9 protein-coding genes are annotated in these 13591 nt (G+C 56.2%); 6 read left to right on the top strand and 3 right to left on the bottom strand.

Going from position 1 to position 13591, the window contains the following annotated elements:
• Positions 1–57: 57 nt before the first annotated feature.
• The gene (locus KTT_RS05850; RefSeq protein WP_126595087.1) at positions 58–1479 is read left to right on the top strand and encodes a putrescine aminotransferase; all 1422 of its coding nucleotides are present in this window, start codon (positions 58–60) and stop codon (positions 1477–1479) included.
• Positions 1480–1674: 195 nt separating this feature from the next.
• On the opposite strand, the gene KTT_RS05845 is transcribed toward KTT_RS05850, so the two are convergent.
• Complete coding sequence (locus KTT_RS05845; protein WP_160145673.1) at positions 1675–2646, bottom strand: uroporphyrinogen decarboxylase family protein; 972 nt, start codon at positions 2644–2646, stop codon at positions 1675–1677.
• A 4-nt stretch (positions 2647–2650) separates the two neighbouring features.
• Positions 2651–2923, bottom strand: a complete 273-nt coding sequence (locus KTT_RS36050) for a hypothetical protein (protein WP_160145672.1) — start codon at positions 2921–2923, stop codon at positions 2651–2653.
• A gap of 345 nt (positions 2924–3268) precedes the next feature.
• Between KTT_RS36050 and ade the strand changes: the two genes are divergently transcribed.
• The 5 genes from ade to KTT_RS05820 all read left to right on the top strand — a co-directional run bounded on the left by ade (position 3269) and on the right by KTT_RS05820 (position 12821).
• On the top strand, positions 3269–5014 hold the full coding sequence (gene ade / locus KTT_RS05840; protein ID WP_126595085.1) for an adenine deaminase: 1746 nt from the start codon (positions 3269–3271) through the stop codon (positions 5012–5014).
• A gap of 5 nt (positions 5015–5019) precedes the next feature.
• Positions 5020–5988: an FAD binding domain-containing protein gene (locus tag KTT_RS05835; protein WP_160145671.1), complete on the top strand. Its 969-nt coding sequence runs from the start codon at positions 5020–5022 to the stop codon at positions 5986–5988.
• The gene (locus tag KTT_RS05830) at positions 5989–8952 is read left to right on the top strand and encodes a molybdopterin-dependent oxidoreductase (protein ID WP_126595083.1); all 2964 of its coding nucleotides are present in this window, start codon (positions 5989–5991) and stop codon (positions 8950–8952) included.
• A gap of 574 nt (positions 8953–9526) precedes the next feature.
• Complete coding sequence (locus tag KTT_RS05825) at positions 9527–10450, top strand: hypothetical protein (RefSeq protein WP_126595082.1); 924 nt, start codon at positions 9527–9529, stop codon at positions 10448–10450.
• Positions 10451–10847: 397 nt separating this feature from the next.
• Positions 10848–12821 (top strand): serine/threonine protein kinase, encoded by a 1974-nt coding sequence (locus tag KTT_RS05820; protein WP_126595081.1) that lies wholly within the window; start codon positions 10848–10850, stop codon positions 12819–12821.
• Positions 12822–12918: 97 nt separating this feature from the next.
• On the opposite strand, the gene KTT_RS05815 is transcribed toward KTT_RS05820, so the two are convergent.
• Complete coding sequence (locus tag KTT_RS05815) at positions 12919–13575, bottom strand: response regulator (RefSeq protein ID WP_160145670.1); 657 nt, start codon at positions 13573–13575, stop codon at positions 12919–12921.
• Positions 13576–13591: the final 16 nt, after the last annotated feature.

Below are 13591 nucleotides of genomic sequence, written 5' to 3'. Positions count from 1 at the left end.
GTATGCGGATCGCCGGTGGAATAGTACGCTTATGCCGCATTGCCGGAAAGGATTTTTATGAGTTCCGATGGTTTACTAAAGGCCCTTAATGACTCCCAGCGCTATCTGGACATTGTCCACAAACCCCAACTCGGGAAGAGTGAAGCCGAATGGTTGGTCGAGACCACGGTTGAGAATTTTGCCAAATATTATAATAGTGGTTTTATCGAATATCGTAAGTCTGTGTCCGAGGCGGGTGATTTTGCTTCCGTCGAGTGGACGGGACGTGGCGCGACCTTCAGAGATGTGATGGGTAAGGAGTATATAGACTGCCTGGGTGGCTTTGGCCTATTCAATTTAGGCTGGGCCCATCCAAAGGTCATTGGGGCCGTGCAGGCGCAACTACAGAAGAGTCCCCTGCCAACTCAGGAACTGCTGGACCCCTTGCGGGGTATGCTGGCGCACCTGCTGGCGGAGATTACCCCTGGTGATATTCAGTATAGTTTCTTTGTCGCCAGTGGTACCGAGGCGGTGGAGGGCGCGATGAAGATCGCCAAGCTTTATACGCGCAAGAGCGGCTTTATCGCGGCCGTACGCGGCTTTCACGGCAAGACGACCGGCTCCCTCTCTCTGACTGGCAAATCTGTCTTCCGTCGTCCAGCCATGCCGCTGCATAACAATATCTACCATGTCCCCTTTGGCGATGCCGACGCGGTCGAGCAGCAACTGCGCATCGCGCGCGAGGTGGGTAACGATATCGCGGCCGTGGTCATGGAGCCGATTCAGGGTGAGGCCGGCGCTATAGTGCCTTCAGAGGATTTCTGGCCCCGATTACGGCAGTTGTGCGATGAGTACGAGGTTCTTTTGATCGCCGACGAGGTGCAGACCGGATTGGGACGCACCGGTAAGCTGTGGGGCGTTGAGCACTGGGATGTGGCGCCCGATATTATTACGTCGGCCAAAGCGCTTGGCGGTGGTGTCATGCCCGTTGGAGCTTTCATGGCCACTCCCAAAATCTGGAGCGTCTTCAACAGCAATCCATTCATCCATACCTCGACAACCGGAGGCAATCCGCTGGCCTGTGCCGCCGCCATCGCTGCCATCAACGTCACGCTCGAAGAGAACCTGGTCGAGCAGGCGGCTGAGAAGGGTGAGTACTTCATGCGGCATCTCAGAGGTATCGCGGCTCTCCATCCCGACATCTACACCGATATTACCGGTAAAGGGCTGCTAATAGGACAGCATTTTGTGAATGACGATATCGGCTACGAGATCGCTTCGGGCCTGTTCAAGCGTGGCGTCCTGATCTCTGGTACCCTGAACAACTCGCGTGTCATTCGGGTTGAGCCGCCACTGGTGATGACCAGGGATGAGATCGACACCGTTCTCAATCGACTGGAAGACACCATTCAGAGCCTGCACTCCTCCGTCTCCGGCCCAGGTGCAGAGCTACCGCTGCATGCTCTTCCCGCTTCCAGCGCAGACCACGTGGTCGCCTGAGGATAGATGTTCCCTTGCGGGCGCGGACGCCCGTGCGGGGGCGCATCCGCAACCGCATTCATCTTTAAGAGAGGCGATGATGCAAACAACACGCGCTCACGCGTGTTGTTTGCATCATCGCCTCTCTTAAATCTTCTGAGCGCTGTAGGCGCGTAGTGTCATGGCCGAAGGCACCAGGCGCACAGCTAAACCCACTTAGCTCAGTTGATCGACCAGTCTGCGAACGATATGTAATGGTTCTTCGGATGTATCATCGGGAATCGAGCAGCCGTTAGCCAGGATCAGACGGTGCCCTTTTGTCTGGGTAATGGCCGAGAGGATCTCATTTTCAATTTCTGTTTCGCTGCCGTGGGTCAGGGGACCACGCTCCCATAAGCCGCCCATCAGGCATTTGCTCGTAAGCTCCATGGCCTCGCTCAGCTCTGGACCCGTCACGCGATCGCTCCAACTGAGCACTGAAACCGGATAGTCGGTGAACTGTTCAAAGTGGATGTCATCGCCGTCCTGGCTGGGAGCGGCATGGATGTGGACGATATTGAGCCAGCCCCCTTGTGCTCCCTTGAGGGCTTCCAGGTCGTATGGGCGCGCAATGCGCCGGTATTCTTCAGGAGTAAAGTCCGCGCTAGTCGCGCCCATGCATGAGAAGAAGATACCGCTGGCACCTGCCTCTATGGCGGCCCGCATCAGGTTCTGTAAATTGGCGGCCACGATGGCCAGCCCCTTCTCTATGGCTGCTGGCTGCTGGCGCGCTCCCTCGATGACGCGCTGCTTGCCGCTAAAGTTCTCTCCCATGAAATTGAAGAGGTAGGTCAAGGGGCTAAATAGGGTCAGGATGAGCGGATAATCGGGGCCCAATTGCATGCGTAGGGTACGAATGCAGCGTAACTGCTCTTGAAAGACCGGCGTATCCAGATCCAGCTGTGGCAGCGATTGGAATTGAGAGACATCGCTGATCGCCTCCTCTGGTTCTGGATACGGTAGATCTGGCATAATTTTGACAATATCCAGATCGAACTTGCTCTTAAAGAACTCAAACGTCTCTTCCGCCAGTCGTTCACCCGATCCCTGTGGGCGGAAGTGATGCCAGAAGCACAGGGGGACCCGATCAACGGGCTCTCCGCGCAACGCGGCGCGTACCCGTTGCGCGGTGGTCATCGTTATAGGCATCGTCTTAGAGGTCTCCTTCCCCTGGATATTCCTGAGTCTCCACGTGTTCGATGCGAATGATGCGCGGCTCGGTATCTGGCAAACGTTTCCCCTGGCTGGAGAACTCTCTTGAGGCCAGACCCTGCGAGTAACGCGTCTTATCAAATTCGGCGCGTTCATGTATCATGTTGGTTAATATTTTGTCGCACCAGTTAGCAAGCATGGCACCCGCGATCGCGCCTCCGGTTAAAGCCATAATCTTTACGATTGCACCACCAACAGAATTATTATTTTCCATCCAGGTTTCCTTTCATCATGTGCATGCACAGCGATGCTCTCAATCATTTGCTATACAAGTATACGTTAGAGAGGGTATGAAGGATGAAAGCGGGGGTTGCGCACAGGCATTTTGTGATGTCTCTGTTACACGATCTAGTACCCGAAGAGACCCATAATGGTTACCAGATCTATAGAAATTATAGGAAAAGTACATCTATGTGTTAAAATCTGCTACTGAGTTCGATAGCATACCAATCGTTAGAATATATTGTAGCGTTTGTGTGGGGGACGTAGAATGGATGCCATAATCAGGATTGGGATTTCTGAAGCTGCTCTTTTTTTCGAGTCAAAAGTGAGGACATGAATGGATGAATTGCGAAGGCGTATTCAGGTGGCACGTGGCGCGGAACCGGCGGATCTATTGCTACGCAATGCTCAACTGGTGAATGTTTGTAGTGGGGAATATTATCGGGCCGATGTGGCGATTATGGATGATATTGTTATCAGTGTTATGCCCCATCAGAATGGATCGTTCCCAACCCTGACCGCGCGCGAGGTGCGTGATCTTGGGGGGCGCTGGCTGGCCCCCGCTTTGATCGATGGCCATATGCATATTGAGAGCACGATGTTGACCCTGGCTGAGTTCGCGCGCCAGGTGGTGCCACGCGGCGTAACGTCGGTGATGCTGGACCCCCATGAGTTCGCAAACGTGCTGGGTCTGGATGGCATTCGCTACGTGCTGGAGTCGGGTCGGGGCTTGCCGCTCAATTCCTATGTAATGCTCTCATCCTGCGTGCCCGCATCAAGCTTTGAGAGCCCCTATCGAACGTTGCTAGCCGAGGATCTCTTACAGTTGCTAGAAGAGGAGCAGGTTCTGGGACTGGCTGAGATGATGAATGTCCCGGGCGTGCTGGCGGCTGATCCCCAGGTGCTGGCGAAGATCCAGGCTACGCGTCAGCGGCGCCTGGTCGTTGATGGACACGCCCCCGGCGTCGCTGGTCACGACCTGAACGCCTACGCGGCCGCCGGCATCCAATCGGATCACGAATGTACGACGGCCGAGGAGGCGCGTCAACGCATCCGATTGGGATTCTGGCTGATGATTCGCGAGGGTTCGGCCGCCCAGAACCTGGATGCCCTGCTGCCCCTGGTGCAAGAGTTGCATCCGCCGCGCGTATTTTTCGTTACCGATGATCGCGATCCTTTAGATATCATGACGCGAGGGCACATCGATTCGATGGTGCGACGTGCCATCGAACTGGGCCTGGAGCCGGTAGAAGCGATTCGCCTTGCCTCCTATAATACGGCCCAATATTTTGGTTTACAGAACCGGGGCGCCATCGCCCCTGGCTTCGTAGCGGACCTGCTGGTGCTGGATGACCTGCGGACCTTCAAGGTGGCTGAGGTCTATAAAGGCGGCGTGCTGGTGGCTCAGCATGGTCAACTAGCCACTGAGATCGTTCAGGATGGCGCGGCTATTGCTGGCGTCACTGGAACAATTCATATCGGTACCATCAGCGAGGCCGACCTGCGCATCGCGGGCAGGCCTGGACTGGTAGAGGTGATCGGCATTGAGCCGGGACAGATCACCACCACGCATCTGCGGGAGGAGGCGCCTCTGCGCGCCGGTGAAATCGTGGCCGATCCCGCGCGCGATCTGTTGAAGCTGGCGGTCATCGAGCGCCATCATGCCAGTGGAAGGATTGGACTGGGACTCGTCAAGGGCTTTGGCTTGCGCAAGGGCGCCATCGCTTCCAGTGTGGCGCACGATGCTCACAACATTGTAATTGCGGGCGCGAGCGATGACGATATTGTGCAGGCGGCGTACGCATTAGAAGAGATGGGTGGAGGCTTCGTATGCGTCGTCGATGGCCAGGTGCGCGCACGCGTGCCGCTACCGATCGCTGGCCTGGTCTCGCCGCTACCCGCCGCCGAAGTGGTCCAGCAACTACGCGCACTGGACGCTGTGGCCGCCGAGCTCGGTTGCTCATTGGAGCATCCCTGCATGACCCTGAGCTTTCTCTCTCTTTCGGTGATCCCATCGCTCAAGCTGACAGATCAAGGGTTAATTGACGTTGAAACATTCACTCGTATCCCCCTACAAAGGTAATGCCTATGCTATCCGAGCTGATTGAATATCATTGGGCGGAGAACATCGACGATGTTCTTCTGTTACTGGGTCGTCTTGATGTCAAGACGGTACCCCTGGCTGGTGGAACCTATCTGCTGGGTCTACAGGATGATAGTATCGAGGCTGTAGTAGATCTGCGGGACCTGGAGCTTGCCTCTATTTCTGAAGATGCCCGTGGAATCCATATCGGTGCCATGACGACGCTGCAGCAGATGGTGGATGAGCCCCTGTTGAGGGATTTCGCCACCGGCCTGCTGGCTCGTTCCGCCTACGCCTCTTCCTCTTCGCGCTTGATACGCAATAGCGCAACCATTGGGGGGACCATCGCGACCGGTGGAGCCTCGCAGGCTGATCTGTTGACGGCCCTGGTCGCCCTGGAGGCGGAAGTTGTTGTGCGCTCAGGCTCAAAATCTCAGATAGATCTGAGCGGTGGCACGTATGATCGCCCCGGATTGGCGTTGTCTGGCGTTGTTTATAAAGGAAAGCAGGAGCGCCGTATTCCGTGCCAGGAAGTTGCCATCGAGCGCCGCCCAGCCGAACTGATCGTTGAGGTTATCGTGCCTCGCCCGGCTTTGAGTAGTGGCACCTCATTGATGCGTGTTAGTCGCACGGCGGCTGATGTCGCGCTGCTTAACGCGGCGGCCCTGGTTGAAATTGAGGATAAGGTTTATCGCAAGGTACGCCTGGCGCTGGGAGGTGCTTCAATGGAGCCGGTTCGGCTGTATGGGGTTGAGCAATTGCTTGAGGGTCAGCCGATCATGAATCCACTTAACAGTCAGAGGCTTCTTACCACGTTGCAAGAAGGTATGACCATGTTTCGCCCTCCTGCAGATGTGCGTGCCAGCAGTAGTTATCGACGCGTGAGTGGCATGGGGTTAGCCTATCGCGCGCTTGAAGAAGCAATGAACGTGGCCAGCTGGCGCGGCATGGTGTCATCTGAAAGAGGAGGATAGATGGAACTCGAATTACGTATTAATGGGGTCGTTGAGGGTTTGGAGGTCGCGCCGAACGAGCCGCTGATCTCGCTACTGCGCCGCCAGGGATATAGCAGCGTCAGGCAGGGATGCGAGACGGGTGAGTGTGGCGCCTGTACCGTGCTGGTCGATGGCGTACCACGCGCGAGCTGCGTCATGCTGGCGGCTCAGGTGGGTGGCTGCACCCTCTCAACGGTAGAAAGTCTGGGCAGTGCCGACAAACTGCATCCTTTGCAATCGGCCTTTGTGGAAGTGGGGGCCGCTGGCTGTGGCTTCTGCACCTCTGGTATGCTGCTCTCCGCCCACGCTCTTTTGCAGCGCAACGCCTCCCCTTCAGAAGCTGAGGTGCGCGACGCGCTCTCCGGCAATATCTGCCGTTGTACCGGTTATGTCAAACCTGTACAGGCCGTCCTGCGCGCGGCCGCCATCTTACGTGGCGAGCAGGTTGAGCCATTGAATCAGACCACGATTGCCGCTGATCTGCCCGCGACGGAGCAGGCCGAGGAGATAGTCAGGCGGTCAGGCTCACAGCAGACCAGCGGTGTGGCCTCAAGCAGCGGCGCCGTTACGACCAGAATTCCGGTGATTACGCCGCAGATGATGGCCCAGTCGGCAGCCCCGACCGTGCCAGCCCCCCGGCCACACTTACAGGTCATTGGAACAGCCGCCTCGGCCCATAATGCCGTCAAAGCTATTACCGGCAAGACGGCGTTCGCCAGCGACGTGCAGCCGCGCCGAATGGCCTATGCCCGTATTTTAACCAGTCCCCATGCCCACGCCGTCATCCGCTCTATCGACGCCTCCGCTGCCCGCGCGCTGCCCGGTGTGCTGGCTGTATTGACCTATAAAGATGTGCCGCGCATCCCCTATTCCAGTATTGAGCGCGCCAGTGGTGAAGGCTCGCTGCTGGATCAATACTGCCTGGATTATGTCGTGCGGTACGTCGGTGATCGTGTCGCGGCCGTGGTGGCCGAGACGCAGGAGGTTGCGGACCAGGCGCTGGGGTTGATCTCGGTTGAATACGAGGTGCAGCCGGTGATACTGGATCAGCGCCAGGCCCTGGCTGCGGGTGCGCCCCGCGTCCATAGTGAGCGGGAGTCGCAGGGGATCGCGGATGCCGTGCGCAACATTGCCGCTCGCGTTCGCAATGAGGTGGGCGATGTTGAGCAGGGCTTTGCTTCGGCGGACCATGTGATTGAGACCGAATACATCGTGCCACCGGTACAGCAGGCTCCCCTGGAGCGATATAGTGTTCTCACCTATTTCGATGCGGAAGACGATCTGGTTGTACGCACCAATACCCAACTGCCACACTATATCCGCCATACGCTGGCGCGGCTGCTAGACCTGCCACTGCGCCGCATTCGCGTTGAGCAGCCAGAGATTGGCGGCAACCTGGGTCAGCGCCAGCATATGGAGGGTGAGGACCTGTGCGCGCTTCTGACCATGGTCACAAAGCGCCCCGTCCTGCTGGAATATTCACGCGCCGAAGAGTTCCGCAGTAACCATACTCGCCAGCAGTATATTCTGCGCATGAAGACCGGTGTGAAGCGGGATGGGACTCTGCTGGCCAGCCAGATGGTGGTGCTGGCCGATACTGGCGCCTATGCCACCCATCCTTTGACGTCCCAGGCGCATACCGTGAATGCCCTGGCCCTCTATCCCTGTCCTAACATGCGCTTCCTGGCTGAGGTGTTGTATACTAATCACTCGCCCGCCAGCACGACGCAGGCCTATGATCTGCAGCATGAATTTTTCGCGCTCGAAAGCCACATGGATGAGGTCGCGCGTCAGCTCAAGATGGATGCATCGGCCTTGCGGCGACAGAACTGGCTCAAGAGCGGGGATCGTTATCCGTTACGCTCAGCCATCAGCGGTGCCCGTGACATCAGTGTTGTCATTGAAAGCTGTGGCTTGGCCGCCTGTATGCGTGTGGTGGAAGAGAAGCTGGAATGGAAGAAACGGCGTGGTAGGCGCGGCCATGACCGCTATCGCCATGGTGTTGGCCTGGCCCTCGCATTCTATGGTGATCCCGGCCTGGTGGGAGGCACCAGCGGGGCGATGATCAAGCTCAATGAGGATGGCTCATTTGATCTTTTCGCCGGACGCAGCGAGAACGGTACGCAGCTGCAAACCTTCCTGACGCAGATCGCGGCCGAGGTGCTGGGTGTCTCTATGTCTGACATTCTCTTACACGCGTCTGACACCAGCGTGGCGCCCTTTGAGCGAGACATCAACGACGTGACGGCCTTTTACATGAGTGGTAACGTGGTGAAGCGGGCCGCCGAACAGATCCGCCGTCAGATCCTGATGGTGGCGGGTCGCATGCTGAACGTGCTCCCCGAGACCCTTAAGATCAGCGATAGGATCATCAAAGGGGCGTCTGGTACCCAGCTGACCCTGGCTGAGGTGGCGACGCATGCTATGTACGAAGAGGGTCGCCAGCTGATGACCAACTCTTCCTGGAAGTCTCAGGTTATCCCCATGACCTTTGCCGCCCAGGGCGTCGAGGTCGAGGTAGATGTTGAGACCGGTGGTATCCGTATCGTCAAGATCATTACCGCCGTTGACGCCGGCCACCCCATCAATCCCGCTTTGCTGGAGACACAGATCGCCGGTGACGTCACGCTGGCCCTGGGGCGTAGCATCAGCGAAGAGACGTTCTACGATCAGAATGGGTCGCCCCTCAATGGCGGCTGGTCGGAGTCCCATCCCTTCAGCGCGGTCGAGATGCCCGAACTGCAGAGCTACCTGGTCGAATCGGAGGATAACACCGAGCTCTTCGGGGCCAAAGCGGTCGCAGGTATCCCTCTCTACGGGGTCGCGCCGGCGATTGCCAACGCCATTCTGGATGCCGCCGACATCCACATCCGGCAATTGCCCTTCACCCCTGAGCGCATCCTGCGCGCCATCCACGCCTATATGGCTCGCCAGAGTAGCTAAGAGTAAATGCTGGCTCGCGCAAAGAGGAACGCTCAGCCTCTCCCCGGGGAGAGGCTGAGCGTTCCTCTTTGCGCGAGCCAGTACTTCTGCCTCAACCGAGGATGAGCTAGTGGCGATAAATTGCAAAAATAGGGAGACTAAAGGAATGCTCTTTTTGGTCGATATATTTCTATGTAAGGCACCATGTCATCATGAATATAGCAAATAGGGGCTATCTTATTTTTCTGTCTACAGGCTATAAAAGGGGTGGATATGGTGTATATAAAAAAGATAGTAGTACGATAGGAGTGGAATGATTTTGTGCGCATTGGAACATGCTGATACATGAGAGGTGTAACGCGGACATTGTTTTCACGTGGAAAAGTACGACCGGCATTGCTTTGCCGTTGGCGTTGTCCTCTTATTTTTATTGATAGTGCTGACGGTCATTCCCTGCTATAATGCGTGTGGAAAAGACTAGTTTAGATTGGAGTCGCCCATGGCTCGTCGTTTTCACCCGAAAAGCACGCCCAGAGAAAACTTGCATATCTTTTTTCGTTCCATACCATGGAAATTCATAATAGTAGTACCTATCATGGTATTGTTGGCGGTCCCTACATTTATTTACGGGGCTCATGCCGGAAGCGGTATTATTCCCTCTGTCACCAATATGTTTTATACGTTGTCCAATGTCTCTAACTTGCCGACCCCCACGCCTATGCCAGCCTTTCTGACGACGCTACCCCAGGTCGGCTCGGTTCAATATACGGTGGGCGAGGGAGATAACTGTGACGCGGTGCTGGCGTATCGCATGCACATGTACAGTGCCAGCGAAGTATTTAGCGATGCCAATGCCGTTACCGTGAAGCAACTGAGCCACGATGTGGGGCAGGACTGCCATCGCCTGCAGCCTGGGATGGTTCTGACCCTTTCTCCCCAGTATCCACTGGCGGCCCTGGGCGGTGTACTGACAAAAATCGAGGGCTCCACCACGCGCCAGGTACTACCGACGCCCCTCATCAAGGTGCCCTCGAAGGAAGACTACACGCCCGACTGCTCCAATGGCTGCCTGTTGACGGTGCACATCAATTCCAACGTCAGCGTACGCCTGAATGTACAGACCTCGCTGGCACTGCATCCAGGTGCCTGGATCTGGACGCAGGCTATGCTGCCGCGTAAATCCATCCCGGGTTTTAGCAACTATCCCTATGCCGATCCCACAGCCAGTTTGAACGGCAAGACCTTGCAGGCCTGTGATTTTCAGGTGAACGATACGCACGACGATAACTCGGTCCCCTGCAGTGACCTTAATCCCAATACCATTAATGTCGATGGCGGCGCCTGGCTGCTTGGTGTCACCGGCTCCAATTCCCTGGATCACTGGCGCTACCCGATTCATGCTCCCGCTGGCACACAGATCATGGTCTGGCTGGAGAATGATAACGGCGTCTTACACTACCATCGCGGTGATCCCGTCTATCGCTATGATGCCATATCGCAGCTCTATGTCAAGTTGTAGACGGGCGGCAGGCGGATCGTGAGATCCATCATATCCGTTGTGAATGTGGCGGCTTTATGATATAATGAGGCATGTACTTGTGTAGGCAGGTTATGCCTCACCTGTGTATGTATCTTGATATTATGTGCATCGCAGGCCGACCTCTTTTCACTCCCCACCACCATCATGAGAAACGCATCAGAATGACAGACGTGCTACCTGCCTGGATATGCTGCGTATTATTACCGGCCTGAGATTCTTCTTTATTTTTGCGTCCGGATTTCGTTGTATCTTTTTATAAGACATAGCAAAAGACAGCAACGAAATGCTGCTAAGATCGTTTTATATCTTATGTTTATCAACAAACAACAGTAGCAGTTCCTATCTGCTTGCTTTTTGGTGTATTGGAGTATAATGTATGGCAGATCTGGAGGGAAAGAACCTCGATCGGTATGAGTTACGGCAGCTCAGAGGGCGTGGCGGTATGGCCGATGTCTACCTGGCCTATGATTCCCACTTTGAGCGCGAAGTGGCGGTAAAAGTGTTTAAGCGTGAGGATGAAGATCTCCTGAGACGTTTCATTCGTGAAGCCCAGTTGATGGCATCCCTTCACAATCCCCATCTGATGCCGGTCTATGATACAGGAACCTGTCGTCTCGATGGCATGAATGTATATTATATCGTCATGCCTTTTATGGATGGAGGTACGCTGCGCGCGCGCATCCGGCGCGCCCCGATTCCGCTGAAGCAGGCCTGTCGCTATCTGCGTGATATCGCCGATGCCCTTGATTATATGCACGGACAGGGTATCATTCATAGAGATATTAAATCCTCCAATGTGCTGCTGGATGCTGATGGGCGCTGTTACCTGGCCGACTTTGGTATTGCGCGTACCGCGAACGATTCTACGCAGCTGACCAGTACGGGCAACGTGCTGGGAACGGTAGATTATATCGCTCCAGAGCTATTTGAGTCGAACTATCGGGCCGATGAGCGTAGCGATTATTATTCGCTGGGCGTGTTGCTCTACGAGATGGTTACCGGGCATCTGCCGTTTGTAGCCGAGAATCAGATTGCTGTGGTGGCTATGCATGTCAATAAACTGCCTCCACCTCCGCATATTTATGTGCCCAATCTTTCGCCCGCGGTTGAAAATGTGATGCTGCGGGCACTGGAGAAGCAGCCGGAAGCGCGCTATGGGAGCGCCAATGAACTGGCCACCGCCTTCTGTCGTGCCAGCACTGCTCGTCCAACGGCCAAGTTACCGGCCGCCAGTGTGCAAAGCCAGCCGAGCGGAGCTTTTACCCCCTCGACACGTCGGCAGACTGTACCTCCGCCCGCTTCTTACCCGCCCACCTCCTATCCACCTGCGCCGCGCCCAACGCCAGCGGTCGCCGTGCCGGCGGATGGATATTATGGAGAGTCCCCCGGACAGTACGCGGCCCAGGCTTCGCTGTATCCACCACCGGACCTGCAGAAAAATCACCCGGCTCGCACGCAGGGCTGGATCGTGACCATGATCGCCATTATCATTTTATTGATCATCGCTATCCCGGTCTCCTACGCGGTAATGAAGACCATCAATCGTCCGGTGGCTGTGTCCACTCCTGTTCCACCTACGGCTACTCCAGACCTGCAATCGACGGCGCAGGCGGCTACGGCCACGGCGGTACAGCAGGCTAATGGAAGCGCGACCGCGGTCGCCCAATCGACGGCGACGGTGCAGGCTAAAGCGACCGCGACCGCGACGGCGAAAAAGCAAGCCACGGCGACGGCGCAGGCGAAGGCCAGTGCCACCGCGGGCGTCATCCAGACGGCGACCGCCGCCAACCCACTCTACTCGGACGCCCTGAGCAATCCAAATGATGCCAACACCCAGGCGGCGCAGTGGGACACCAATCTGACGACCTGCTCATTTCATGATGATGGCTATCACGTTACCGCCAACCAGCTGAATACTTTCGTCGGATGCCATGAAGCGGGCAAGCAATTCCAGAACTTTACCGCCCAGGTCGATATGTCGATTCAGAGCGGGCATTCTGGCGGACTCTTCTTTCGTATGGATGTCGGCCCTTTGAAGGGGTATCTGTTTGAGGTCGATGATAAGGGGAATTATAAAATTTCTGTTTCAAAGAACTATGATTTAGGCTCCATGACCGTTTTGCGCGATTGGACGGCCTCTCCCGACCTTAAGACCGGCACCAATAAGAACCGGTTGCAGGTGATTGCACGCGACGGTACGCTGCTCTTCTATATCAATGGGATGTATCAGCCCGCCCCTATTCAGGATGCCACCTTAAACGGGGGTGACATCGGTTTCCTTGCCGCCTGGGATCAAGGGGAGAAGACGACTGTGGTGTATAGCAATGTAAGTGTATATCCGCTTTCGTGAGCGGATGCACAATTGAAAGTTAACGGGGTGATGCCACACGGTGCGCGACTGCGCACCGTGTGGCATCACCCCGTTAACTTTCAATTGTGTGTGATTTTTAGCCACGGGGATTGGTGAGTTTGTGTTCGACGGCGTAGGCGGCTGCTTCGCTGCGGCGCGAGAGACCCAGCTTTTCCAGGATGTGGCTGACGTGGTTGCGGGCGGTCTTCTCGCTGAGGTAAAGGGCTTCGGCGATCTGTTTGTTGGTATAGCCACGGGCAACCAGCGCGAGTACCTCCCGTTCGCGATCGGTGAGCTCGTCTCCAGGTGTGGTGCCACCGTGGCTGGCTATGCTGGTCATGTGTGCAATGGCCTTTCTGGTGGTATCTGGTTTAAGTAGAGATTGTCCACTCGCTACCTGGCGCACCGCTTTGAGCAGTTCTGTGCGGCTCACGTTTTTGAGCAGGTAGCCACTGGCGCCCGCCAGGATTGAAGCGGTGACCGCCTCATCGTCGGGATAAGAAGTGATCATCAGGACCGCTACCTGGGGATGTTGACTGCGGATCTCCCGGCAGGCTTCGATCCCTCCCATTTTTTCCATGCGCACGTCCATCAGGATAACTTCGGGCATGAGGACATTGATTTTGGCCAGGGCCTCGGCCCCGTTGCTGGCCTCGCCGATCACGTTGATGTCGGACTCCAGCTCAAATGCGGCACGCATTCCTAAACGGACTACTTCGTGATCGTCAACTATCATGAGGCGGATTTTGGGCATGGGAAACTCCTTTTTC

It is taken from the genome of Dictyobacter aurantiacus (genome assembly GCF_003967515.1).
GTDB lineage: Bacteria > Chloroflexota > Ktedonobacteria > Ktedonobacterales > Ktedonobacteraceae > Dictyobacter > Dictyobacter aurantiacus.
This window is presented reverse-complemented; position numbering and strand designations above follow the sequence as displayed.